Source organism: Pandoraea sp. NPDC087047, assembly GCF_044745225.1.
Taxonomy (GTDB): Bacteria; Pseudomonadota; Gammaproteobacteria; order Burkholderiales; family Burkholderiaceae; genus Pandoraea.
In genome coordinates this window covers 480,774-504,913 of the sequence record NZ_JBIUZU010000004.1, presented here as the reverse complement: position 1 = coordinate 504,913, position 24,140 = coordinate 480,774, and the positions used below count along the sequence as shown (strand labels likewise).

Here is a 24,140-nt window from a genome sequence, read left to right as displayed (position 1 = left end):
ATCATGATGGACCCGATGTTTGAGAAGGATTACGGCACGCCGCGCCGCGAATCGACGAAGGAAGTCACGCTGGAGATCGACGGCGAACAGGTCACCGTGCCCGCGGGCACGTCGATCATGCGCGCCGCCTCCGAAGGCGGCGTGAACGTACCCAAGCTGTGCGCCACCGACTCGCTGGAGCCGTTCGGCTCATGCCGTCTGTGTCTGGTCGAGATCGAAGGCCGTCGCGGCTTCCCGGCCTCGTGCACCACGCCGGTCGAGCCCGGCATGAAAGTCCGCACGCAATCGTCCAAGCTGCAAGAACTGCGCAAGGGCGTGATGGAGCTGTACATCTCCGATCACCCGCTCGACTGCCTGACGTGTGCCGCCAACGGCGACTGCGAACTGCAGGACATGGCCGGTGTGACGGGCCTGCGCGAAGTGCGCTACGGCTTTGACGGCGCGAATCACTTCGATAGCCAGAAAGACGAATCGAACCCCTACTTCACGTACGACGCCTCGAAGTGCATCGTCTGCAACCGTTGCGTGCGCGCCTGTGAAGAAACGCAGGGCACGTTTGCGCTGACGATCTCGGGCCGCGGCTTCGAAGCACGCGTCTCGCCGGGCCAGGATCAGCCGTTCATGGATTCGGAATGCGTGTCGTGCGGCGCCTGCGTGGCCGCCTGCCCGACCGCGACACTTCAGGAAAAGTCGGTCATCCACCTCGGTCAGGCCGAGCACGCCAAGATCACCACCTGCGCCTATTGCGGCGTGGGCTGCTCGTTCAAGGCAGAGATGAAGGGCAACGAAGTCGTGCGCATGGTGCCGCACAAGGACGGTCAGGCCAACGAAGGCCACGCTTGCGTGAAGGGCCGCTTTGCCTGGGGCTACGCCACGCATAAGGACCGTATCCTCACGCCCAAGGTCCGCAAGAACATCACGGACCCATGGCAGGAAGTGTCGTGGGACGAGGCGCTCGATTACGCGGCGTCGGAGTTCAAACGCATTCAGGCCAAATACGGACGCGACTCGATCGGCGGTCTCGTCTCGTCGCGCTGCACGAACGAAGAAGACTATCTCGTGCAGAAGCTCGTGCGCGCGGCGTTCGGCAACAACAACGTCGACACCTGCGCTCGCGTGTGCCACTCGCCCACCGGCTACGGTCTGAAGGCGACGCTCGGCGAATCGGCCGGCACGCAGACGTTCAAGTCGGTCGAGCATTCGGATGTGATTCTCGTGATGGGGGCGAACCCGACCGACGGCCACCCGGTGTTCGGCTCGCGCATGAAGAAGCGTCTGCGCGAAGGCGCGAAGCTGATCGTGATCGACCCGCGTCGCATCGATCTGGTGAAGAGCCCGCACGTCAAGGCCGACTATCACCTGCAACTGCGCCCGGGCACGAACGTGGCCATGGTCAACGCGCTGGCGCACGTGATCGTCACCGAAGGTCTCATGGCCGACGAATTCATCGCCGAGCGCTGCGAAGATCGCGCGTTCGCGCAATGGCGCGAGTTCATCGCCCGCGCCGAGAATTCGCCGGAAGCCACCGAAGCGCACACCGGTGTGCCCGCGCATCTCGTGCGTGGTGCCGCTCGCCTGTACGCCACTGGCGGTAACGCCGCGATCTACTACGGCCTGGGCGTGACGGAACACGCACAGGGCTCCACGACAGTGATCGGTATCGCCAACCTCTCGATGGTCACCGGCAATATCGGCCGCGAAGGTGTGGGCGTGAACCCGCTGCGCGGACAGAACAACGTGCAGGGCTCGTGCGACATGGGTGCGTTCCCGCACGAATTGCCGGGCTATCGTCACGTGTCGGATTCGGCCGCGCGCGCACTGTTCGAAGCCGAATGGGGTGTCGAGCTGCAATCCGAGCCGGGCCTGCGCATTCCGAACATGTTCGACGCCGCGCTCGCGGGCACCTTCATGGGCCTGTACTGCCAGGGCGAGGACATCGTGCAGTCCGACCCGAACACGCAGCACGTCACGCACGCGCTCGAACAGATGGAGTGCATCGTCGTGCAGGACATCTTCCTGAACGAAACCGCGAAGTACGCGCACGTGCTGCTGCCGGGCTCGTCGTTCCTGGAGAAGGACGGCACGTTCACCAACGCCGAGCGTCGCATCTCGCGGGTGCGTCAGGTCATGCCGCCGCGCGCCGGGTACGCCGACTGGGAAGTGACGATTCAACTGGCCAAGCGCCTGGGCTACGAGATGAACTACTCGCACCCGTCGGAAATCATGGACGAGATCGCGCGTCTCACGCCGACATTCACGGGCGTGAGCTACGAGAAGCTCGACCGCATGGGCAGCGTGCAGTGGCCGTGCAACGAAGGCGCACCCGAGGGCACGCCGGTCATGCACATCGACGAATTCGTTCGCGGCAAGGGCAAGTTCCTCATCACGCAGTACGTGCCGACGGACGAAAAGGTCACGCGCCGTTTCCCGCTCATCCTCACGACCGGGCGGATTCTGTCGCAGTACAACGTGGGCGCGCAAACGCGTCGTACGGACAACGTCTACTGGCACGACGAAGACCGGCTGGAGATTCATCCGCACGATGCCGAAGAGCGCGGCGTGAAGGACGGAGACTGGGTCGGGATTCAAAGCCGTGCAGGCGAGACGGTGTTGCGTGCGGTGGTCAGCGAGCGCATGCAGCCCGGCGTGGTGTACACCACGTTCCACTTCCCGGAATCGGGGGCGAACGTGATCACCACCGACAACTCGGACTGGGCAACGAACTGTCCCGAGTACAAGGTGACAGCCGTACAGGTCACGCCGGTGGCGCAACCGTCGGAATGGCAACGCCAATACTCGGACTTCAACCGTCAGCAAGAAGCGTTCCTCGGACACGCCCACAGCGCGACGGAAGCCAGTACGAGCTGAGGCACGCAAGGAAGAGACGCGCGCGGGCCTTCGTCGGTCGATTCAGTCGAACGAGAACGAAGCCGCGCGCCGCGAGGAACAATCCGCGTCCAGCGCCGCCAGCGCCAAGGCTGGACGATGCCGGCGAGCGTCACCGTCTATTGCCAACAGACGGTGCGGCGCACGCGAGATTGGCCACGCGACCGGGTGCAATACATCGACACAGAACGATCACTGGGGACAAGACAGATCATGGACACCGACAATCTGGTCAAGATGGCCAATCAGATCGGGGACTTCTTCGAGACGATGCCCGACCGTGGCGAAGCGCTCGAGAGCATTGCCGGACATCTGCGACGCTTCTGGGCGCCGCGCATGCGTATGACGATTCTGGAGCATCTCGAAGCCACGGACGGGCACGGCATGCGCGAGATCGTTGTGGCGGCGATCACCGCGCATCGCGCCGAACTCTGGCCGCGCGGCTGAGCGAGAACTTACGCGCCCAGCTTGATGAGTACCGCACCGCCGACCACGAGGCTGCATGCCACGAGGCGGCGGGCGTTGAGCGTCTCCCGCAAGAACAGCCAGCCCAGCAGCACCGCGAAGATCGCGCTCGACTCACGCAAGGCGGACACCACGCCCATCGGCAGGTATTGCAGCGCGAAGACCACCATGCCGTACGCGCACTGCGCGACGATGCCCGCCCCCAGCGCCTCTGTCACCCGGCGGCGCGGCGCGAGGAACATGCCGCGCCATCCGCCCCGCCACTTCCATACAGCGCCCACGAGCGGCACGCTCGCGAACAGATACGCCCACGCAATGTAGGCAACGCCATTGCCGTTGGACATCCGCACGCCGAAGCCGTCGACAATCGTGTAAGCCGCAATGAACACCCCAGTGAGCAATGCCGCCGGGACACTGTCGCCTGAGAGGCGCCGGCCGCGCAGGGCGAGCGTCAGAATGCCGGTGCAGATGCAGGCGATGCCGAGCACGGCAATCCAGCGGGGCAATTCGCCTGCGAGCAGCCACGCCGCGCTCGAGATCAACAATGGCGAGATGCCCCGGGCAATCGGATAGATCTGTCCGAACTCCCCTACGCGATACGCGCGAATGAGCGCCGCCGTATAAGCCACCTGTGCGCACGCGGAAAGCAGGATCAGCGGCCACACCGGCATCGGCGGCAGAGGCAGCAGCGCGATGCCGACCACGGCGGTGAGCAGTTGCGGCACGGCCATCATGCCGACTTGCCAGAGACGATCGGGGCTCGCGTGGAGGAAGGCGTTCCAGGTGGCATGCATCAGTGCCGAGAGCAGCACCAATAGCACGATGGGCGTGGTGGTCATGTCGATCGAACGCGGCAGCGAGGTGTCGGAAAACGACTGACAACGCCCGCGTCCGACGAGGGGAAAGACGCTATTGTCGCAGCGGCGAGCCCGTCGCCATAGAGCCAGTGGTACCGATTCCCATCGGGCCAGACGATTTCGCCGCCCGACTCACAGTCCCATCGCGCCTATCACGCGCTCATCACGCTCATCGTCCTCACGCGATGAGGATGGCGGCAAAAAGTTGTCCACATCCTTTGTGGATAACCCACTGGATAACCTGCCATCACCCTCTCAAACGCCCCGTGAACAGGGGCTGTCAAGATCCTTGCTCAAAAAACAATCAGAACCGGAACAAATATTCGGCTTGACGGTCAGCCCCCTCCCTGCTCAAGCGCCGTCCCCCTTGATTACCGACGCGTCGGCCTCCTGCGTAATCGCCGCAGCAGATTTTCAGGCGTCGGTCGCGGGCGATTGGGGCACGGCACGCAGCGCCGCCATCACCTGACTCTGGCCGAGCACGGCGTCCGGCGCCTTCTGCAAAGCCAGCAGATAGCGCTCGCCGAACGCCTTGTCCGTGCGACGGAACAGCTTCGCGGCTTCATCGGCCAGCCCGATTCCGGCCTCGGCCGACGGTGGAGCCTGCTCCTGCCATTCGTCGAGCGCAACGATCAGTCGCGAGAGCGGATCGAGCCAGCGAAACCACGGATCTTCGGTAAGCAACTGCACGAAGCGACCGCTCGGCACCGGGCCGAAGACCCCTTCGTATTGCGCACGGTCGTAGTCGATCAACACCTTATGCTGGGCGAGCAGCGCCGCACGAAGGGCCTTCATGGCAGAAATCTGCGCGACACTGGCGGGTGTCGTTTCGGTCGGTTCAGTCATCTATCGCCCCAGGGAACGTCAGAAAGGTCAGGGAACAGAATTGGAAAGCGTCTGACACGCACTTTAGGACTTAGCCCATAGCCAACAAACGCCCGGATCACGATACTACACGGGTCTCGCAAACACCTCGCGAGACCAGGCTTTCACTTCCCCGTGGGAGGCCTGCTTCCTCACCCGCCCACCCGGCGGGTTTTTTTTGCCCTCGCGCGTCACCCCCTCCTCACTTCGTTTATCATCGGCAGCGCTCAGGCCCGGCCTGCTCCGCCCTCCGATATGACCACTCCCCTGCGTCCTCTCACCATTGGTGTCATGGGTTCCGGCAAACAGCCGTGGACCGAACTGGCCGCGCCGCTCGGCCGCGCGCTCGCGCTGGCCGGATACCATCTGCTGACCGGCGGGGGACAAGGCGTAATGACGAGCGTGAGCGAAGCGTTCTGCGCCGTGCCCGAGCGCGTAGGACGCAGCATCGGTATCGTGCCGACCGAGCCGATCGCCGATGGCAATGGCGACGCGGCAAATGGCACCTTCCGCGCGCTGCCCGGCTATCCGAACCCGTTCGTCGAAGTACCGATTCTCAGCCCGCTGCCGCGGCATCTGCCCGATGCGCCGCCGGGCACCCTCTCGCGCAATCACATCAACGTGCTCTCGAGCGACGCCATCGTCGCCCTGCCCGGCAATCACGGCACGCACAACGAAGTCGGGCTCGCCGTGCATTACGGCAAGCCCGTGATCCTGTTCGGGGAGAGCGAGCATTTCGCGGACCTGCCGGCGTCGCTCGTGAGAACGGTATCGCTCGATACCGTGATGGACTTCGTCAGAACGGTACGGTGAGCTTCGCGTCGATCGACTGGAAACGGTAGGACCAACCGGGCGGCCCGCTCGACGCAGGCATCCACGGCGCATTCAGACGCTGCATCACCGACAGATCGAGCTTCGACGTACCCATATAGTGCGTGTGACTCAATCCCACCTCGGCATAGCTGTCGTAGGTGTGAATGGCGTTCGGGTCTTCGGTACGGCTGCGGTTATAGCGCAACTCCACGCCCGTGCTGCCGTTGGGCGTAATGTCGAACGCCCGGCGCACCCGCCATTGCAGCGTTTGCGTTTGCGTGGTGCCCGTCACCATCTGGTCGGTGGCGGCATTGGTCTGGCCGGTGATGCCCACGGTCCAGTCGGCGTCGATCGGCAGCGAGTAATTGGCCGTCAGATCGCGGTTGGTCGTGTCGCGACGCGCGTTCTGCAAATCCTGACTGAGCGAGGTGTTGAACTTGCCGTACATCCCCAGCGGGTTGTTCATCAGCAGATTCGCCGTGCCCTGCATCTTGCCCGTGGTCGTCATGCCGCTGTTGTTCATGCCGACGTTGAACTGGTAGGGCTGCTCGTTGAGCACCTGAAAGCCGACAGCGCCCTCACCCGGCGTGCGGCTGCGCGTGGCGACGAGTGGCAACGGGTCGTCGCGCACCACGAGTCCGTGACGCATCAGCATGCGGATGTTGCGATTCGCCAGACTCTCGTGACGCGGCAAGCCGCGCAAGCACGAGGCACGTGCCAGGAAAGCGTTGGGCGGTGCGACGTCGGGCGCTGGCGGCGGGGGCTCGGTCGCGGCCGTGGCAGCCGAGGCCGCCGTGTCGATATCGACGGCAGAGATTGCCGTGCCGTCTGCGCTCAACTCCGGCGCGACGGCGAAGTCTGCCGCCGGTAGTGGCGCGGGGGGCGGCGGGGGCGGTGGAGCAGGCGGCTCGGCAGACGCCGTCGACGAGGCCTCGGCAGCGGGCGCACTCGCCACGCCGTCGGCACCCGGGGCGGCCTGAGACCGATCGGCATTCGATGCCCCCGTGTTCGGCGCTACCGTCTCGCCTGCCGTGCCTGCAGCGGCTGACGCCGCCGCTGATGCTGCCGCCGTAGCCGCCCGTTGCGCGGCCTCCCGGTCGACCTCTGCGGCGACCGCGTTCGGGTCATCACCGGCGAACAACGCGATGGGATCGGTCGAGACGCCCGGATCCTGCACCACGAGCGGTGCGGGTGGCGACGCAGGCGGCACGAAATACTGAGGCGCAAGACCGCGGTCCCACAAACCGTAGGACACAGCGTTCTGCTCAGTGAAACATGGCGGATCAGCATCCGAGAATAAGGACTGTGCGTGCGCGCCCACCGGAATTCCGGCACTCAGGCACGCGGCCAGGAGGAGGCGACTCCGCACGACCGGCTTTACCGACATTCGACACCCGAAAATCCGACCCCGCATGGATGCCCTCGCGCGCCGTGCGCTGCGTCCGGCATGAGGGGTACTGTAACGACAAGGGTCCATTTTACGTCGATCGGATCACGCTCTGCCAGTCACGAAACTCAGGGAACTCTTTCAGCGGGTTGCCACTCTTATCGCGTGACTTCCCCTGTAGTGATTTTTGCCCGCCTCGTGCGGGCATTTTATTTTCACGTCACAAAAAAAGCCCGGGAAGCAGACTCCCGGGCAATGGTCGATCGCCATGGAGGGACGATCGAGGGGGGGCCGACCGATGCCGCCGCCCGTTGCCGGGCGGGGCATCGAAATCTTCGGGCAACGCCCGGCGCGGCAGACTTGCGGCTTACTTCTTCTTGCCGCCCTTGCTACCGCCCGCGAGGAAGCGCTCGTTGTACTCGTCCATGAGCTTGCGCACGGTGGCGCCGATCTGGATGTAGTCCGGCTCGTTGAGGTTCGCGAGCGAGACCCGGCCGGACGGGTGTAGCGTGCCGAAGCCGCGGCCCGGCAGCAGCACCACGCCGCTTTCCTTGGCCAGGCGGAACAGCACCTCCGACGGGTCGATGTTCTTCATGAACCAGTCCACGAACGCCTTGCCGTAGATTTTCGTGCCCAACACCTCGAGATCGAGGATGTTGTAGTAGTCGACGGCCGTCGGCCCGGTTTCCTCCGAGATGCCGGCAGCGCGATACATCGCGGCCTTGCGGCGGCGGATGATGCGCTTGACGGCATGCTTGTAGGCATCGGGCTCGTCCATCAGGCAGAACAGCGAGAAGAGCGCCATCTGCACCTGTTGCGGCGTGGACAGACCGGCCGTGTGATTAAGTGCCACGGCGCGGCTGTCGGCAACAAGACGGTCGATGAACTTCAACTTCTCCGGCTCCGTCGTGATCGACGAATAACGCGCATTGAGCCCGTCGCGCTGCGCCTTGGGGAGCTTGGCGATCTTGTCGTCGAGCACGTTCTTCTCGTGCGTGGCAATGGCCCCGAGACGCCAGCCCGTCGCCCCGAAATACTTCGAGTACGAATAGACGAGGATGGTGTTGTACGGCGCAATCGCGAACAGCGAGCGGAAGTCGTCGGCGAACGTGCCGTAGACGTCATCGGTCAGGATGATCAGGTCCGGGCGCTTCTTGACGATGGCGGCCAGGTGTTCGAGCGAGGCGTCGTCGAGCTTGACCGACGGCGGATTGCTCGGATTCACGAGAAAGAACGCCTTGACCTTCGGGTCGAGCAGCTTGTCGAGTTCCTTCTTCGAGTACTGCCATCCGAGATCCGGATCGGCGTTCAGATTCACTTCGTGGAGCTGGTAATCGGCCAGTTCCGGAATCTCGATGTACGGCGTAAAGATCGGCATGCCCAGCGCAATGGAGTCGCCGGCCTGCAGCAGATGGTTGGTCTTGAGCGTGTTGAACAGGTACGTCATGGCCGCCGTGCCGCCCTCGACCGCGAAGAGATCGAAGTTGCCCACGAACGGGTGACGCCCGACCATCTCGTGATGCAGATACTTCGCCGCGATCTTCTCGGTGTTGCGCAGCATGCGATCCGGCACCGGATAGTTACAGCCGAGAATGCCGTGCACCAGCTCCGTGAGGAAGTCCTCGACCACGAGGCCCATCTGATCGCGCACGTACGAGATCGACTTTTCGAGGAACTTCACGCCCGGCGCATGCTGGTTTTCACGCGCGTAATCCTGCCAGCGGGCTTCAACGCCCTTGCCCGGCGGAATACCGCCCACGCCTTCCGGCATGTACGTGAACTGACGCTGGGCTTCCGAGAGCGCGAACAGGCCCAGTTGGAAGAAGCCGTGACGCGGTTCGAGCGCGAGGAAGTTCGGGTTGCCGCGACCGGCGTTGAGCATCGAGCGCTGCGCGCCATTGTCCTGAGCGAGTTCGATCAGCGTGTCCTTGAGTTCGAACGGGCTGAGTTTGGCGAGTGCGTCGAGTTCCTTCGATTTCATAGCAAGTTCTCCATGAGCAACCACTTACAACCAATGGCGATGCCGTCCTGCGGGGGGCAACGACGGGAATTGGGCGAATCCATTCAATACGTTCCGGCGCGGGCGACGTCAGGTCAACGACACCACCAGCGGTCCGAGCAGCGTGAGCAGCACGTTGGCGATGGCATAGGTGATGGCGAACGGCACCGTCGGCACATTGCTCTCGGCCTTGTCGAGAATCTCGCCGAAAGCCGGGTTGGCACTGCGCGAGCCCGACAAGGCACCGGCCAGAATGGCCACGTTGTCGTAGCGCAGCACGTAGCGTCCGAACAGATACGTGAGCAGCAGCGGCACGATGGTGACGATCACCCCGGCGACGAAGATCGAGATACCGCTTTGCTGCAACGTCTGCCAGGCCTGCGCGCCGGCCGAGAGGCCCACGCAGGTGACGAACGTCGCGAGGCCCAGTTCCTTGAGCAGTGAACTTGCCGCGAGCGGCATCGCGCCGAACGTCGGGTGCTTGCCACGCAGCCAGCCGAAGACGAGCCCTGCGAGCAGCGCACCGCCGCCGCTGCCCAGGGTGAGCGGAATGCCGCCGACCTTGACCACGATGTAGCCGATCAGCAGACCGACCACGATACCGATGCCCATGTACACGTAGTCAGTCTTCACCGAGTACGAGAGCGGATAGCCGGCCTCCTTCGCGGCGCGCTGCACGTCGCTGTCCGCGCCGTACAACGTGACCACGTCGCCGTGATAGACGATGGTGTCGTCGAGAATCGGTACGGGCTGGCCCATGCGCATGATCTTGGCGATGTACACGCCATGCTTGACGTCGCGCTCGACGCTGGCCTTCAACTCGCCGAGTGTCTTGCCGTTGCCGCCCTTGCGTGCGAACACCACTTCCTGCATGCGCAGCGCGATATCGAGATCGGCCGACGGACGTTGTTCGTCGCCCAGCAGACGCCACGCCTCGGTCGCCGCTTCGCGACGTCCGATGAGCATGACGTCGTCGCCCGCTTCGAGCACCAGATCGTCGGTAGCGATGATGATCTTGCCATGGCGGCGCAAACGCTCGATGGTCACGCCGTCGGTCAGCTGCTTTTCGATCTCGATCACGCGCTTGCCTGCGCCGGTCGTCACACGATAGACGCGGCCGACGAGCGCGGGCAGCGAGTCGACCTGATCGGCGGAGAGCACTGCACGCCCGCCAGCCATTTCGAGTTCGGCCTTCTTGGCGTCGTCCTTGAGCGTGCGGCCCATGAGTTTCGGCACCAGCGACGCGCACACGATAATCGCGCCCAAGCTGCCGAAGATGTACGTCACGGCGTAGCCGATGGCCACTTCCGATTGCAGACGCTTGACCTCGTCCGCGGGCAGGCCCAGACGCGCAATCGCGTCACCCGCCGTGCCGATGATGGCCGACTGCGTGAGACCGCCACCCGCCACCCCCGCCGCGAGCCCCTTGTCGAAGCCGAAGATCTTCGCGCAGATCAGCACCGTTACCAGCCCGGACGCCGCGAGAAACACCGCCATGCCGATCTCGCGCAGCGTCTTGCGCGAGAGCGAGCTGAAGAACTGCGGACCGCTCTCGTAGCCCACGGCGTAGATGAACAGCGCGAACATGATGCTCTTCACGCCAGCGTCGACCGAGATACCGATCTGCGAGACGACTACGGCCACCAGCAGCGAGCCACCCACGCCACCCAGTTGGAACGACCCGAACCGGATCGCTCCGATTGCGTACCCGAGGGCGAGCGACAGGAAAATCGCGACCTCCGGGACATGGTTAAGAATCGTATGCACCAGTTCCACGGCAGAACCTCCGTCAAAAGATGAATGCGGCGACTGGCGGGGGGCCAGCACGCGACGACTCGCTAACGCGAAATCTGATGGGCGACGAAAACCACCGCCGGCCCCATGAGCGGCAGCAACACGTTCGAAAGGGCGTAGGTCACGGTGTACCCCACGACCGGCAACGCGCTGTTCGCCGTTTGCACCACAGCGCTGATCGCAGGCGTGCTCGCCTGCTGACCGGCAATCGCACCGATCAGGATCGGCCCGTCGATGCGCAGCAACTTGTGACCGACCCAGAGCGACACCAGCGCCGGAATGAGCGACACGCAGACGCCGACAACCGGCAGCGCCATGCCGTGCTCGCGCAGCAGCACCGCCGCCTGCGGCCCCGCCGACAGTCCAACGCACACCACGAACACGGCCAGTCCGAGATCCTTGAGCAATTCGTAAGCCGCGGGCGGGAACGTGCCCCATGCCGGACGCCGCGAGAGCAGCCAGCCACTCGCCAGCCCCGAGACCAACGCTCCGCCGCCCGAACCGAGCGTCATGGGTGCGCCGCCGATGCGCACCGTCAGATGGCCGATGCACAGGCCGACGATCAGCGCGAGTCCAACGAAGATGAGGCTCGTCTTGTTGCCGTACGGCACCGGCTTGCCCATTACGCTGCCCGCGCGGTCCACGTCGTCCTGCAGGCCCTGAAGCGTGACCACGTCGCCACGTTGCAGCGCAATCTTGTTGAGCGACGGCAACTGCATGCCCATGCGCCTGACCGATTTGACGAACACGCCGTGACGCACCTCGACCGGCGCTTCGCGTCGCAGGTCGGCCACAGTGCGCCCCTCGGCGTCCTTGTTCGTCATGATGAAGTCGCGCTCCACGAGCACGATCTCGCCCGTTTCCGTGCCCGCCACTTCGGGACCGACGAGGGCGTGGGCTTCGATCATGGCGCCGCGACGGCCAACGAGCAGGATTTCGTCGTTCGGTTCGAGCGCGAGGTTCTGCGCCACCGCCATCGATGCCGTTGCGCGACGCACCCGTTCGATGGCCACCCGCCCCTGGAACGCCGCTTCGAGCGCGGCGACGCTCAGGCCGGGATGCGCGACGCGATAGCTGCGCCCGACCAGATCCGGTGCGGCAGGCGCGCCGATCTCGTCGCCGTTGGCCTCTTCCATTTCCCGGGCGAGCCGCGCGCTGTCTTCCTTGAGATCGATGCCGAGCAAACGCGGCGCGAGCAGATTGGTGAACAGCACGATGGTGATGAGACCGAACACATACGTGAGCGTGTAGGCAGTCACGACATTGGCTTGCAGCGCCTTGAAAGCGTCAGGGTCGAGCCCCAGGCGATTCAGCGCCTCGATGGCCGTGCCGACCATCGCGGATTCCGTCGCCGCCCCGGCAGCAAGGCCACCGGCGGTGCCCGGGTCGAGGCCGAGGAAACTCACCGCGAGCATCACGATGCCGAACACGAGCACCACTTCGATGATGGAGAGCACGCCGAAGCGAAGGCCACGCAGGTTCAGGTTTTCGACGAACTGCGGGCCGGCCGAAAAGCCCATGGCGAAGATGAAGAGCGCGAAGGCGAAATCCTTGAGCGAGCCTTCGACCATGCAGCCGGTCTGTCCGACGAGCAAGGCGGCGAGCAACGCCCCGCACACCCCGCCGAGCTGAATCGGACCGAACTTGATGCGCCCGAGCAATTGGCCCAGAACGACGCAGACGAACACGGTCATCAGCGGTACGGCATTGAACAGCGGAACTGAACACTGCATACGGGCTCCTGCCACATGTCACACATCGGTGACGGGCTACACCGCGCTTCGCGGCAAATGTCCGGCATACAAGACTTCAGAAAACGACAGATCTTCGCGACACGCGTCGCGCAGATCGAGGGGACGGCAGACCGTGCAATCGGTCGTACGTTATGCACCTGTGCGAAGCCGCCAGGCGTTTGAGTTGTGGCGCACACGGCGCACTTTTTTACTTGCGAAACTCACGCGATCGTCGCGCAATCAGGTAGCACAAGTAATTAAAATTACGCTATCTGCGACTGTTCCGCGCTTCGTGGTGACGCGGTGTCGGCATAGTGTTGTGCAACGTTCCGGACGTGTCAATATGTTTCGCGCACGGTCTTTGCCTTGCGCTCGTCAAGTCCGCTCTTTCACTAGTTATATCGGAATGCTGATTAATAATCGGAAGACCGCGACCACACGGGCGAGGCGTCGATGTGCCGTGACACGCGACCTCGCCGCGTCACCGGCATCGACAAAAACGGCGGAGGGGATAGATGAAAATTTCTCAAACGCGGCAACAGGATGCCGCGGCGCGATGACGTCGTTCGAGACGACGGATGGCGTTACTTGGGTGCGCGGATGTCGTGAATCGTGCCCGGGCCCCAGCCGGTGGCGTCCCATTTGCCGTCGCGCAGCGTCCATTCGTGGCTGCCCGTCTCCTCCCAGTGCGGCGGGGTGTAGCGCATGCCGGGACGCTTGGCTTCCATATGACCGTCGACCCAATCGTAGCGACCGTCTTTCCACTGCCAGTAGCCCGGCACCCAGAACTCGCCATTGGGGGCGGCGTGCGGATCTTCGAAGCGCGGCGGCGGCGGACCGCGTTGCAACGTCACCTCCGCGAGTGCCGGGAGGCTTGCCAGACACAAGGCGGCGGCAAGTGCGTGACGGCGATGCGCCGAAAGCAATGCGGCCAGCGAGGAGACCATGGAAAGCGACGGGGACGTCATACGCGAACTTTCAGTGAGGACGAAGAAGTGAAGCATTGTACCGGTCGTGTCCGACGTGCGCCGTCGGCGGCATGCGGATTCGTCAAGGCATCTCGCGCTTAATGAGCGCGTCATGAAACCTTATAATCGGCGCACTCACAACCTGCCGCCCCGTGCGGAAACCGACGGCGCCGCCATGAACGGCTGCCGCACAGCTCACTCATGAACCCTGCCCCTGCGGCCGCCGGCCACCGGCAATTACTTCGTCTGGCGGTGCCTATCGTGCTCGCCAATCTCACTCAGCCCCTGCTCTCGGCCGTGGACACGGCCGTGGCCGGTCATCTGCCGGGTCCGGCATATCTTGGTGGCGTCGCGCTTGGCGGGCTGCTGCTGAACCTCGTCTTCTGGGGCTTTTCGTTCCTGCGCATGGGCACCACGGGGCTCGCCGCACAGGCGTTCGGTGCGCGCGACGCGCTGCGTCTGCGCGACACACTCGCGCGTGCGTTGGCGCTGGCGTTTGCCATTGGCGCGGTGCTGCTCGTGTTTCGCTTGCCGCTGGTGTCGCTCGGCGTGTCATGGCTTGGCGGCAGCGCACAGGTGCAATCGCTGGGACGTGAGTACGCCAGCATCCGCATCCTCGCCGCGCCCTTCGCCCTCGGCAACTATGTGGTGCTCGGCTACCTGCTGGCGTGCCAGCGCGTGCGGCAAGGTCTTGCCGTGCAAGTGTTCATCAATGTCGTAAACATTGTCGCGGTGCTCGCGTTCGTTCGCGGCTTCGATTGGGGCGTGGCGGGCATTGCCTGGGCCACCGCGCTGGCCGACACGCTCGGCTTCGCGCTGGGCGCCTGGCTCCTGTGGCTCGCGCGCACGCCCGGCCTGCCCGCGCTGCGGCTGGCCACGCTCGTGGAGCGAAGCGCGCTGTGGCGCCTGCTGCGGCTCAATCTCGATATCTTCCTGCGCACGTTGTTCCTGCAACTCGCGTTCGCATGGTTCGCACGCGTGGGCGCGCGGCTCGGCGACACGACGCTTGCGGCCAACGCATTGCTGCTGAACTTTCAGACGTTCATGGCCTATGGTCTCGACGGCTTCGCGCATGCGGCCGAGGCGCTCGTGGGCGCCTATGTCGGCGCACGTCAGCGACAGGCGCTGCTGCATGCGATTCGTCTGTCGATGGGATGGGCGCTGGGCTGCGCGCTGGCGTTCGCGCTCGTCTACGCGCTCGCGGGCGGCGCCATCATCGATACGCTCACCGATCAGCCCATGCTGCGCGACGCGGCGCGCGAATTCCTGCCGTGGGCGGTGGTCTCGCCGATTGTGGCGGTGTGGTGTTTTCAGCTCGACGGGATTTTCATCGGGGCGACACGTACGCGCGAATTGCTCTCGTCGTCGCTGATCGGCTTGCTGGTGTTCGGCGCGGTAATGCCGTTCACGCTCGACGCGTGGGGTAATCACGGCTTATGGGTCGCCCTCATGGCGTTTCTTGCCACGCGCGGCGTAGTGCTCGGCGTGTTGCTGCCGCGCATCTGGCGAGGCATGCCTCGCCAGAGCGCCTGAAGACGGCAGGCCTCAGTCGCCGCGAATGCGGGCGAGCGCCGCCGCGTGCAGTTCGGCATTGGCGGCCGCCAGCACTTGCCCTTGCGACGTCAGCGTAAGCGGCTTGCCTTCCCAATCGGTTATGACGCCGCCCGCCGCTTCGACCACCGGGGCCACAGCCAGATAGTCGTACGTCTGCAATCCGGCTTCCATCACGAGCTCGATGTGACCGCTCGCCAGCAACCCGTAGGCGTAGCAATCGCCACCGAAACGTCGACGGCTCACCGCCTTCGTCAGCCGCTCGAACCGGCCGTATTCCGCCGCATCGAAAATATCGGGCGACGTCGCATACACCGTCGCCTCGGCCAACGTCGTCACGGGACTGGTTGCGCACGGCTCGCCACCGAAGCGGGCTTCGCGCACGGCGTTGGCGGTGTCGTTCACGCCGACCCAGCGCTCGCCCGTCGCCGGAATGTCGATCAGGCCCACGACTGGCTTGCCGTTGTGCAGCAGCGCGAGCAGCGTGCCCCACAGCGGGTGCCCGGTAATGAAGCTGCGGGTGCCGTCGATGGGATCGACCGACCAGACGAACTCCGCGTCCACACCGCGCTTGCCGAACTCTTCGCCCCAGATGCCGTGCGACGGATAACGCTCGGCGATCTTCTCGCGCAGCGCCGTCTCGACCTCACGATCCGCGATCGTGACCGGGCTTTCATCGGCCTTGTCGTCGACCGCCAGACGCCGGCGGAACCAGCCCAACGACAGCGGCCTCACGGCATCGGCCAGCGAGGCAGCGAAAGTGGCGTATTCGGCTACGGCGGCAACAGCGGGTTCGGACGACATGCACCAATCTCCTGCAAAGATGCCGCGCGCAGCGGCAGATAGGAAAAACACTCGATGAATCGCGATCATACGCGCTCGCACGTGACGACGCGACGACAGACCTGTCCTGACGGGTATCGTCGGGAAACGCCCGGATTTGGTGCAAATTTGCTATGCTCGCGGCCTGGTCCGGGCGTTACCCGCACCCTCCCCCTTGCCCCCACTCACAGGACTCCCATGCTTTCCGGTCGCGGCGTCATGCTTTCCGGTCGCGGCGTCATGCTTTCCGTATCGGCGTCGCTCATGTTTTCCGTCATGCCTGCACTCGTGGCGCAGTTGGCGCCCTTGTCGGGGCTGGACGTGTTCGCCTGGCGCATTCTGCTCACGCTGCCCGGCACGCTGGTGATCGTCGCCGCGCTGCGCCGCTGGAATGTTCTCGTCAGCACGGTCTCTCACGTGTTGCACCGGCCCGCCCTGCTCGGTGCGGTGCTGCTTTGCGCAGCCATGCTCGGCGTACAGCTCTGGCTCTTCGTCTGGGCGCCGCTGCAACAGCGCATGCTCGACGTCTCGCTGGGTTACTTCCTACTGCCGCTCACGATGGTGCTGGCCGGTCGCACCGTCTATGAGGAGCGGCTGAGTCCTTTGCAAACGGCTGCCGTCGTCTTCGCCGCGCTGGGTGTGGCGCATGAACTCTGGGCGACGCGAGCGCTGTCGTGGGTCACCGCGCTCATCATGTTCGGCTATCCGCCCTACTTCCTGCTGCGCCGCCGTCTGCATCTGGATGCCGTGAGCGGCTTCATTCTGGAGCTGCTGGCGATGGCGCCGGTCGCAGCGTTCCTGATCTGGCACGCCTGGGCGCAGAACCTCGCGCTACTCAGCGAGCCGCGCTTCTGGTTCTGGCTGCCCGCGCTCGGCCTGCTCAGTGCGGGCGCGCTGGCCAGCACTTTCGGCGCCGCGCGTTTGCTGCCGATCGGGCTGTACGGCATTCTCGGGTACGTTGAGCCGGTACTGCTGTTCGCCGTCTCGATCTTCCTGCTCGACGAGCCGTTCACGGCACGTGGCCTCTGGACGTACGTGCCGATCTGGATCGGCGTCGCGCTCATCGTCTTCGACAGCCTGCGCACGCTGCGCCGGCAACGGGTAACGCATCGAAAAATGGGGGCATAAGGTTGGGCAGGGATCGGGGCGACTCACGGGCCGCCCGGCGGCGGCGGCTTTGGGAGAGCGGCCGGCACGGTCGCAACGGCGCGTTATACTCGGGCAAGCCTGTAAGACGACCATCATGAAAAATCTCGCCAAGATCGCCATTCTGCTTTCCTCGGGGCTTCTCACTCTCAGCCTGTCTGCCTGCGGCTCGTCCGCCCCGTTGTTCACGTCCGACGGACGCCCCACCCAGCAAATCCAGTGCTCGGCCGCCAGTTCCGGAGACTGCGACCAGCGCGCGCGCACGCAATGCGCGCAAAAGGGCTACGACGTGCTCACGCGCGACGTCAACGGCAGCGTCGCCAATCTCGTGATCGCCTGCCAAGCGAACTGAGCGTTCCCGGCACCATGCGGTTTCGCGACCGGCCCCGTGCATCGTGACGTGCACGCGTCGGCCGTTGGCATTACGATGCGTTATTGCGTGCGGTCAATTCCCGGCCACTTCGCGGGATGACTTTCGAAGCGCGCAGTGCGAGAATGAAAATCATCCCGACGCCCCAAGAGGACTCCATCATGTACGAACGCATTCTGGTTTCGATCGACGGCAGCACCCCTTCGAACCGAGCCATCGACGAAGCGGTCAAGCTCGTTGCACTCAGCCAGGGCAAGATTCGCCTGGTCTCGGTCGTCCCGTCTCTTGCCAACGCCTACGCCGCCGGCGCCTACAGTGGCTTCGTGCCGCTGGAGAGCCAGGAATCGTTCGAGAAGGAAACGGACGAAATTCTCGCCAAGGCACAGGCGGATCTGAAAACGCGCGGTATCGATGCCGAGACGAAGATGATCACGCTCGACGCCGGTACTGATGAAATTGCCGACGCCGTGCTGCGCGAAGCGCAGGAGTGGAACGCGGACGTCATCGTGCTCGGCACGCACGGCCGCCGCGGCATCAACCGTCTGTTGCTGGGCAGCGTGGCCGAAACATTGCTGCGCATCACCACGGTGCCGGTGCTGCTGGTGAAAGCCGCCGACAAGTAATCCGGACGGTTGCGGCCCCTACCGACGTAAGTTGGATCAGAGGGGCTCGATCTCCGGCGCGTTTCAGCACTCATCGGCGCAAAACGAAACGGCACGCCCCCCCGCGTGCCGTTTTGCTTTTCGGGCAATCCTTCGCCCCTCGGTTCAGCCAAAAATCAACGAATCCCCGCGCGCATGAACGACTGCACGAACTGGCGCTGAAACAAAAGAAACGCGATGAACAGCGGCGCGGCAGTCATGAGCGTCGCCGCCGTGATCAGCGACCAGTCGATGCCCTGATCCGTTGCCGCGAACACTTGCAGGCCGACGGTCAGCGGGCGCGTCTCCACCGAGTTCGTCACGATCAGCGGCCACAGGAAGTTGTTCCAGTGGTGACTGACCGACACGAGCGCATACGCCACATACACCGGACGCGCGAGCGGTACATACACGCGCCAGAGCACCTGCCACGCGTTGGCGCCTTCCACACGGGCGGCGTCGTCCAGCTCGCGCGGCACGGTCTTGAATGCCTGACGCAACAGGAAGATGCCGAACGCCGACGCGAAGTACGGCAGCGCAATGCCGAGGATCGTGTCGCGCAACCCCATCCACGCAATGGTGCGGTAGTTCTCGACGATCAGCACATCGGGCATGACCATCAACTGCAGCAGCACGATCATGAACGCCACTTCGCTGCCACGAAACGTGAAACGGGCGAAGGCGTAGGCCGCGAGCGTCGCGAGCACGAGTTGCGCGGCGAGAATCACCGTCACCAGTACGAACGTGTTGACGAGATAACGCCCGAACGGCGCGGCCTGCCAGGCGTGCACGAAGTTCTCGAGCGTGAGCGGCGCGCTCAGCGAGAACCGCGTGGCGTACGCCGACGGATGGAACGCGCTCCACAACGCATAAAGTAGCGGCAGCAGCCACAGCAGGCCGAGCAGCCACGCGCCCGCGACATCCGGTAGATTCGCGTGCCCCGCGGCGGAAAACGCCGGCAGCGACGTACGCGGCTGCGCGGGCGTGGCAGATGGGGCAGACGGGGCAGACGAAGCAAACGATCCAGGCTTGGCGTCTGCCTGCGACACGGTAGTCGGGTTGGCGGAGGTCGTCATTGATAGTGCGTGCGTGAGTCGAGCATGCGGAATTTCACGAAGGCCACGATAGCGAGCAGCGTGAGCAACACGACCGTGAGCGCTGCGGCGTACGACGTGTCCCAGAAGCTGAACGCCACCTGATAGATGTAATACAGCAGCAATTGCGTGGCGTTATCGGGCCCGCCGCGCGTCATCACCACAACGTGATCGACCAGCCGGAAAGCGTTGATGAGCGCATTGATCACCACGAACACGGTCGTGGGCATCAGCAGCGGCCATTGCACGCGACGGAAGAACTGCCAGCGCGACGCGCCTTCGAGCGCGGCCGCTTCAGCCAGCGTCGGCGAAATCTGCTGCAACGCGGCCAGGTAGAAGATCATGAAGAACCCGGCTTCTTTCCAGACCGTCACGATCATCAACGCCGGAAGCGCGGAGCCCGGCTGACCGAGCCAGTTGTGATCGCCCCACCCCAACGCCTGCGAGATCTGCGCGATGAGACCGTATTGCGGCGTATAAAAGAAGAGCCAGATATTCGCCACGGCGATCATCGGCAGAATGGCCGGTGTGAAGTACGCCAGACGCAGCAGCGCGCGGCCCGGCACCTGACGGTGCACCCACAGCGCCATGACGATCGACAGCACGATGGCGGCGGGCACGGTAATCAGTGCGTACAGCAGGTTGTTGCGCAGCGCCTGCCAGAAGACGGGATCGTCGAGCAGAAGCTGATAGTTCTGCGCGCCGACGAACACGGACGACGCCCCGGCGCGAGCCGTCGAGAAAAAGCTGTGCCACAGCGTGGCGACGGCCGGATAGTGCGTGAAAGCGACGAGCAGCACCAGCGCCGGTAACAACAGCAGCCAGGGCACCCATGAGGCAGAGGAGCGATTCATCGACGGTCCATCGATTCAACACCCGGCGCCGGACCGGCGGGCAGTGCCGGCTCCAGGTTTCTACGAGACTAATTTCCTACGGCCAGACTCAGCGCGCGTACAGACGCAAAACGCGATCGGCTTCGCGTTGCGCGTCGTCCAGCGCCTGCTTCGGCGACTTGGTGCCGGTGAGCGCGGCTTGCAGTGCGTCGTTGAGCGCCTTCGTCACACGCTGGTTGTCGTGTGTCGAGAACTCGGCCACGCTCACGCCCAGTTGGTCACGCGCCACGGCGGCGGCCGGCACCTTCTGCACGTACTGCTTCATCGCCGGGGTTTCCCAGGCTGCCGGCGTCACGGCAACGTAGCCCGTATCGATGCCGAACTGCGCCGCACGCTCAGGCGTGGTGGCCCACTTGATGAACGTCATCGCGGCCTGCTTTTCTTCCGGCGTCGACTTCTTGAAGACGTAGAAGTTGCCGCCGCCCGTCGGGCTGCCGCCGCGCACCTTGGCCGGCATCTTGCCCACGCCGAACGGGAACGTGGCATTGGTGCGGATGTTGGTCAGGTTGCCCGTCGTCGTGTAGATGATCGCGGCCTTCTTTTCGAGGAAATCCTTCGGCGTGGTGCCCCACTCGATGGAGCCCGTCGGCATGACCTTGTACTTCGTCGTGAGATCGACCCAGTATTGCAGCGACTCCACGGCCTGCGGCGCGTTGAGGAACGTCTTCGTGCCGGCCGGGTTCATCAGCTCGACGCCTGCGGGCGTGGTGAACGCCTGGAACAGCCAGTACGCGAAGCCGACGGACGGCACCTTGATACCCCACTGCGTCACGTTGCCCGAGGCGTCGCGCTTGGTGAGCTTTTGCGCGTAGCTGACGAGTTCGTTCCAGTTCGCCGGGGCGCGATCCGGGTCGAGACCGGCTTCGCGGAAGGCGTCCTTGTTCCAGTACATGACGATGGTCGAGCGCTGGAACGGCACGCCCCAGGTGTGACCGTTGATGCGCGAGTTCAGCATCAGCGCCGGGTAGAAGCTGTCGAGCCATTGCTTGTCGGCGGGCGTGTTCGCAATGCTGTCGATGGGCACCACGGCGTCTTCGTCGATCAGCGTGAAGACGTCTGCGGCCGCGAGCACGGCCAGTTGCGGCGGCGTGCCGGCCTTCGCGGCGGTCAGCGCCTTGACTACGGAATCCTGATACGAACCGGCGTACACCGGCTTGATCTTGATGTTCGGGTGATCCTTCTCGAAGTCCGCCACCAGATCGTTGATGATCTTCGTGACCGGGCCGCCAATGGCGACCGGGTAATAGAACTGCAGCTCGACCGGCTTCTGTTGTGCCATGGCCGCGCTGCTCAGACTGCCCAATCCGATGGTGGCGAGCGTGGCCAGACTGGCCGCAAACGTTTTCAGAATCTTGCGTCGCATGTCCCTAGGTTCCCCAAATAAGCGTAGTGGTGGTGTCGCGGATAGTCGATGTCAGGCGTTTCGAGCGCCGCGCGGCACCCGGATATCGCCGGTAGCCGCGCCGCGCTCACGCTTAAGCGTGTTGTTCGGTGCTCGGCGCCGTTGCCTGCGGCATGGCGATCGCGGAGGCCACAGAGGCGGCAGCCTGTGGCGCCACAGACGGCGCGCACGGCGCAGAGGGCGGCTGCATGGCGCCGATTGCCGCGTCGCCCGTCTGCACGTTGGCCGTCGCATCGGGCATGCGCGCACCGGACGTCGCATCGAACAGATGCTGATCGGCGGCGTCCCATTGCAGCCCGATGGCGTCGCCCGGCAGCAGCGGCCGATGACCCGGCACTCGCGTGGCGATTTCGCCCGCGTCGCCGAGGACGCAGGCCACCAGCGTGTCTGCTCCGAGATATTCGACCGCACTCACCGTCGCCAGCACGGCCCCCACCGAAGTCGGCGGCACCGCACGCACATGTTCGGGACGCAGACCGAGCAGCGCAGCGTCGTGCGAGCCTGCCGGGGCCAGTGCGGGGCCGGTCTGGCCGGCGGGCACCAGCGCATTGCCGCGGCGCACGAGGCGCAGCAATTGCATCGGCGGGGTGCCGATGAAACTTGCGGCAAAGCGCGTCGACGGGGTGGCGTAAAGCGTTTGCGGCGCACCGCGTTGTTCGATGCGGCCATGACGCAGCAGCACGACCTGATCGGCCATGCTCATCGCTTCGGTTTGATCGTGGGTAACGTAGATGAGCGTCATGCCGAGCTGCTGTTGCAGCGCCCGGATCTCGCGACGCATCTCCTGACGCAGTTGCGCGTCGAGGTTCGAGAGCGGCTCGTCCATCAGACAAACGGACGTCTGCGCAATCACCGCGCGCCCCAATGCCACACGCTGCTGCTGACCGCCCGAGAGCTGCGACGGCTTGCGCTCCAGATACGGTTCGAGCCCGAGCAGCGACGCCACGCGCGCAAGACGCTGCGCATAGTCGCGCGCAGGCTCACGGCGCACCCGCAGGCCGAACAGCAGGTTCTCGCGCACCGACAGATGCGGGAACAGTGCGTACGACTGGAACACCATCGACAACTTGCGACGCGCGGGCGGCAAGTTCGTCACGTCCTCACCGCCCAGGAGAATGCGCCCGCTCGTGGGGGTATCGAGGCCGGCGATCATGCGCAGCAGCGTCGACTTGCCGCACCCGGACGGGCCGAGCAGCACCACGAGCGAGCCCGCGTCAGCGGTAAAGCTCACATCGTGAAGCGCGTGTGTCGCGTTTGTCGTGCCCCACTGCTTGCTGACGGAATCGATGACGAGCGATGACATGGCCTGATGTGCGAGGCGTCGCCGGAGGGCGACTGGATCGGAAAAACCCGACCATAACCGGCCATCGATGGCAGTTTGATGACATCGCGTGCGCCAGCACCGGCGTGGCTCGCACGACACACGGATCTCAGGAAACCGGTCAGGCAACCGGACACCCGGGGACGTTCGCAGAGGGTGAGAATTCAGGTAGGCCAATGAAAGTTGCGCACACGCCCGAGGGCGTGCGCAACGTCATCGGTCATAGGGCTGAAAAGCGCTCAGGATGGCGCGATAACCTCGATCAGGCAGCCGCCTGGCGGCGTTTGGCGCGCAGCAGCGCCTTGGAGATGATGCGCGTCTCGGACGTGGCGGCACCGGTGCGACGCGCCACGGCGTCGCGGAAGAAGCGGCGGGTCTCGTCGGAAACGGTCTCGCGCTCGTTGTCCATCGTCAGAATGTGATAGCTCTCGCCGAGCAGGCACTTCTGCTTCACCTCGGACGACACGCCGTTGTAGACGATGCGCGCGTTGTGCGGGCTCGCCGTGTCGTCGTCCACCGCGTGAACGATGAGGCAGTCGGCCGTCACGCGATCGAGCCGGTTACGCACATGCGAGGCCAGCCGGCGGGCGTTGTACAAGTGGGCGATCGGCAGCGAGGCCGAACCGATTTCCGAGGCGTCGTGCAACGACATCGACTTCTGCACGCGCGCGCGCAGCGCTTCGTTCTTCAGGCCGTACGGCGCCTTCTCGTGATAGCGATAGCGATGCCCGAACGGCAGGTGATACAGCAGATCGAGCAGCGGGTAGGCAAACGGAATGGTCCAGCCGTCGTACACCAGCGTGACCGCCAGCACCGAGATCGCCGTGACGTCCGGCTCCTCTTCGGCGACCGCCAGCGCGAGCGTCGCGCCCATGCTCAGGCCGCACAGCGACACGGAGTCATGCGTCTCGCGCAACTCGCGGTACTTCGCACGCGCGGCGGCAATCCATTCGCGCCAGGTCGAGCAGGGTGAACCGAGGCCGTAGCCCTCGATATGGGGCACCGATACGGTGTACCCGTCGCGATGCAATGCCTTGGCCACCGGACGCATTTCAAGCGGCGTGCTCGAGAGCCCCGGCAACAGCAGCACGGCATGTTCGCCGCCTTTGTAAAAGATATCTTCCTGAAACATGC

The 24,140-nt window shown here is 64.6% G+C and carries 20 protein-coding genes; 7 read left to right on the top strand and 13 right to left on the bottom strand.

Annotated elements, in window-relative coordinates; translation table 11 throughout:
* Positions 1-3: 3 nt before the first annotated feature.
* Together fdhF and ACIPHM_RS10210 are read left to right on the top strand one after the other, a co-directional pair.
* A complete protein-coding gene (gene fdhF, locus ACIPHM_RS10215; protein WP_400327444.1) occupies positions 4-2,868 on the top strand; it encodes a formate dehydrogenase subunit alpha in 2,865 nt (954 codons plus the stop codon).
* A 231-nt stretch (positions 2,869-3,099) separates the two neighbouring features.
* A complete protein-coding gene (locus tag ACIPHM_RS10210) occupies positions 3,100-3,333 on the top strand; it encodes a formate dehydrogenase subunit delta (RefSeq protein ID WP_400327443.1) in 234 nt (77 codons plus the stop codon).
* 8 nt (positions 3,334-3,341) lie between these two features.
* On the opposite strand, the gene ACIPHM_RS10205 is transcribed toward ACIPHM_RS10210, so the two are convergent.
* Positions 3,342-4,190, bottom strand: coding sequence for an EamA family transporter (locus ACIPHM_RS10205; protein ID WP_400327442.1), 849 nt, complete (start codon positions 4,188-4,190; stop codon positions 3,342-3,344).
* Positions 4,191-4,622: 432 nt separating this feature from the next.
* Entirely contained in the window at positions 4,623-5,054 is a 432-nt protein-coding gene (locus tag ACIPHM_RS10200; protein WP_400327440.1) for a hypothetical protein, read from the bottom strand.
* A 273-nt stretch (positions 5,055-5,327) separates the two neighbouring features.
* Between ACIPHM_RS10200 and ACIPHM_RS10195 the strand changes: the two genes are divergently transcribed.
* Positions 5,328-5,885 (top strand): DNA-binding protein, encoded by a 558-nt coding sequence (locus ACIPHM_RS10195; RefSeq protein ID WP_400327438.1) that lies wholly within the window; start codon positions 5,328-5,330, stop codon positions 5,883-5,885.
* Here ACIPHM_RS10195 and ACIPHM_RS10190 read toward each other — a convergent pair.
* From ACIPHM_RS10190 to ACIPHM_RS10170, 5 genes are all read right to left on the bottom strand, one after another.
* Positions 5,869-7,140, bottom strand: coding sequence for a ShlB/FhaC/HecB family hemolysin secretion/activation protein (locus ACIPHM_RS10190; protein ID WP_400327436.1), 1,272 nt, complete (start codon positions 7,138-7,140; stop codon positions 5,869-5,871). The two genes, ACIPHM_RS10195 and ACIPHM_RS10190, sit on opposite strands and share 17 nt — an antisense overlap.
* A gap of 499 nt (positions 7,141-7,639) precedes the next feature.
* The gene (locus tag ACIPHM_RS10185; RefSeq protein WP_400327435.1) at positions 7,640-9,253 is read right to left on the bottom strand and encodes a bifunctional aspartate transaminase/aspartate 4-decarboxylase; all 1,614 of its coding nucleotides are present in this window, start codon (positions 9,251-9,253) and stop codon (positions 7,640-7,642) included.
* A 108-nt stretch (positions 9,254-9,361) separates the two neighbouring features.
* Positions 9,362-11,047, bottom strand: a complete 1,686-nt coding sequence (gene aspT / locus ACIPHM_RS10180; RefSeq protein WP_400327433.1) for an aspartate-alanine antiporter — start codon at positions 11,045-11,047, stop codon at positions 9,362-9,364.
* Between the two features lie 62 nt (positions 11,048-11,109).
* A complete protein-coding gene (gene aspT / locus ACIPHM_RS10175) occupies positions 11,110-12,798 on the bottom strand; it encodes an aspartate-alanine antiporter (protein ID WP_400327431.1) in 1,689 nt (562 codons plus the stop codon).
* Between the two features lie 584 nt (positions 12,799-13,382).
* Positions 13,383-13,766: a hypothetical protein gene (locus ACIPHM_RS10170; protein WP_400327430.1), complete on the bottom strand. Its 384-nt coding sequence runs from the start codon at positions 13,764-13,766 to the stop codon at positions 13,383-13,385.
* Positions 13,767-13,967: 201 nt separating this feature from the next.
* Between ACIPHM_RS10170 and ACIPHM_RS10165 the strand changes: the two genes are divergently transcribed.
* Positions 13,968-15,299, top strand: coding sequence for an MATE family efflux transporter (locus ACIPHM_RS10165; RefSeq protein WP_400327428.1), 1,332 nt, complete (start codon positions 13,968-13,970; stop codon positions 15,297-15,299).
* A 12-nt stretch (positions 15,300-15,311) separates the two neighbouring features.
* Here the strand turns inward: ACIPHM_RS10165 and hisN are convergent, their stop codons facing one another.
* Positions 15,312-16,121, bottom strand: a complete 810-nt coding sequence (gene hisN / locus ACIPHM_RS10160) for a histidinol-phosphatase (RefSeq protein ID WP_400327427.1) — start codon at positions 16,119-16,121, stop codon at positions 15,312-15,314.
* Positions 16,122-16,337: 216 nt separating this feature from the next.
* Here hisN and rarD point away from each other — a divergent pair, with 216 nt between their 5' ends.
* From rarD to ACIPHM_RS10145, 3 genes are all read left to right on the top strand, one after another.
* Positions 16,338-17,267: an EamA family transporter RarD gene (gene rarD, locus ACIPHM_RS10155; RefSeq protein ID WP_400327426.1), complete on the top strand. Its 930-nt coding sequence runs from the start codon at positions 16,338-16,340 to the stop codon at positions 17,265-17,267.
* A gap of 115 nt (positions 17,268-17,382) precedes the next feature.
* Entirely contained in the window at positions 17,383-17,637 is a 255-nt protein-coding gene (locus ACIPHM_RS10150) for a hypothetical protein (RefSeq protein WP_400327425.1), read from the top strand.
* Between the two features lie 179 nt (positions 17,638-17,816).
* Positions 17,817-18,278, top strand: a complete 462-nt coding sequence (locus tag ACIPHM_RS10145) for a universal stress protein (RefSeq protein WP_400327423.1) — start codon at positions 17,817-17,819, stop codon at positions 18,276-18,278.
* A 155-nt stretch (positions 18,279-18,433) separates the two neighbouring features.
* Here ACIPHM_RS10145 and ACIPHM_RS10140 read toward each other — a convergent pair whose 3' ends face one another.
* The 5 genes from ACIPHM_RS10140 to ACIPHM_RS10120 all read right to left on the bottom strand — a co-directional run bounded on the left by ACIPHM_RS10140 (position 18,434) and on the right by ACIPHM_RS10120 (position 24,138).
* The gene (locus tag ACIPHM_RS10140) at positions 18,434-19,372 is read right to left on the bottom strand and encodes a carbohydrate ABC transporter permease (protein ID WP_400327422.1); all 939 of its coding nucleotides are present in this window, start codon (positions 19,370-19,372) and stop codon (positions 18,434-18,436) included.
* A complete protein-coding gene (locus tag ACIPHM_RS10135) occupies positions 19,369-20,244 on the bottom strand; it encodes a carbohydrate ABC transporter permease (protein WP_400327420.1) in 876 nt (291 codons plus the stop codon). Before ACIPHM_RS10135 ends, ACIPHM_RS10140 begins: the two co-directional genes overlap by 4 nt.
* Positions 20,245-20,332: 88 nt before the next feature.
* Entirely contained in the window at positions 20,333-21,646 is a 1,314-nt protein-coding gene (locus ACIPHM_RS10130) for an ABC transporter substrate-binding protein (protein ID WP_400327419.1), read from the bottom strand.
* Positions 21,647-21,758: 112 nt separating this feature from the next.
* A complete protein-coding gene (locus ACIPHM_RS10125; RefSeq protein ID WP_400327417.1) occupies positions 21,759-22,988 on the bottom strand; it encodes an ABC transporter ATP-binding protein in 1,230 nt (409 codons plus the stop codon).
* A gap of 280 nt (positions 22,989-23,268) precedes the next feature.
* The gene (locus tag ACIPHM_RS10120; RefSeq protein WP_400327415.1) at positions 23,269-24,138 is read right to left on the bottom strand and encodes an alpha/beta hydrolase; all 870 of its coding nucleotides are present in this window, start codon (positions 24,136-24,138) and stop codon (positions 23,269-23,271) included.
* Positions 24,139-24,140 lie beyond the last annotated feature (2 nt).

Bases quoted from the DNA above. Each gene is read 5' to 3' on its own strand.
- fdhF (WP_400327444.1), top strand. From the start codon at position 4: ATGATGGACCCGATGTTTGAGAAGGATTACGGCACGCCGCGCCGCGAA.
- ACIPHM_RS10210 (WP_400327443.1), top strand. From the start codon at position 3,100: ATGGACACCGACAATCTGGTCAAGATGGCCAATCAGATCGGGGACTTC.
- ACIPHM_RS10205 (WP_400327442.1), bottom strand. From the start codon at position 4,190: ATGACCACCACGCCCATCGTGCTATTGGTGCTGCTCTCGGCACTGATG.
- ACIPHM_RS10200 (WP_400327440.1), bottom strand. From the start codon at position 5,054: ATGACTGAACCGACCGAAACGACACCCGCCAGTGTCGCGCAGATTTCT.
- ACIPHM_RS10195 (WP_400327438.1), top strand. From the start codon at position 5,328: ATGACCACTCCCCTGCGTCCTCTCACCATTGGTGTCATGGGTTCCGGC.
- ACIPHM_RS10185 (WP_400327435.1), bottom strand. From the start codon at position 9,253: ATGAAATCGAAGGAACTCGACGCACTCGCCAAACTCAGCCCGTTCGAA.
- aspT (WP_400327431.1), bottom strand. From the start codon at position 12,798: ATGCAGTGTTCAGTTCCGCTGTTCAATGCCGTACCGCTGATGACCGTG.
- ACIPHM_RS10170 (WP_400327430.1), bottom strand. From the start codon at position 13,766: ATGACGTCCCCGTCGCTTTCCATGGTCTCCTCGCTGGCCGCATTGCTT.
- ACIPHM_RS10165 (WP_400327428.1), top strand. From the start codon at position 13,968: ATGAACCCTGCCCCTGCGGCCGCCGGCCACCGGCAATTACTTCGTCTG.
- hisN (WP_400327427.1), bottom strand. From the start codon at position 16,121: ATGTCGTCCGAACCCGCTGTTGCCGCCGTAGCCGAATACGCCACTTTC.
- rarD (WP_400327426.1), top strand. From the start codon at position 16,338: ATGCTTTCCGGTCGCGGCGTCATGCTTTCCGGTCGCGGCGTCATGCTT.
- ACIPHM_RS10150 (WP_400327425.1), top strand. From the start codon at position 17,383: ATGAAAAATCTCGCCAAGATCGCCATTCTGCTTTCCTCGGGGCTTCTC.
- ACIPHM_RS10145 (WP_400327423.1), top strand. From the start codon at position 17,817: ATGTACGAACGCATTCTGGTTTCGATCGACGGCAGCACCCCTTCGAAC.
- ACIPHM_RS10140 (WP_400327422.1), bottom strand. From the start codon at position 19,372: ATGACGACCTCCGCCAACCCGACTACCGTGTCGCAGGCAGACGCCAAG.
- ACIPHM_RS10135 (WP_400327420.1), bottom strand. From the start codon at position 20,244: ATGAATCGCTCCTCTGCCTCATGGGTGCCCTGGCTGCTGTTGTTACCG.
- ACIPHM_RS10130 (WP_400327419.1), bottom strand. From the start codon at position 21,646: ATGCGACGCAAGATTCTGAAAACGTTTGCGGCCAGTCTGGCCACGCTC.
- ACIPHM_RS10125 (WP_400327417.1), bottom strand. From the start codon at position 22,988: ATGTCATCGCTCGTCATCGATTCCGTCAGCAAGCAGTGGGGCACGACA.
- ACIPHM_RS10120 (WP_400327415.1), bottom strand. From the start codon at position 24,138: ATGTTTCAGGAAGATATCTTTTACAAAGGCGGCGAACATGCCGTGCTG.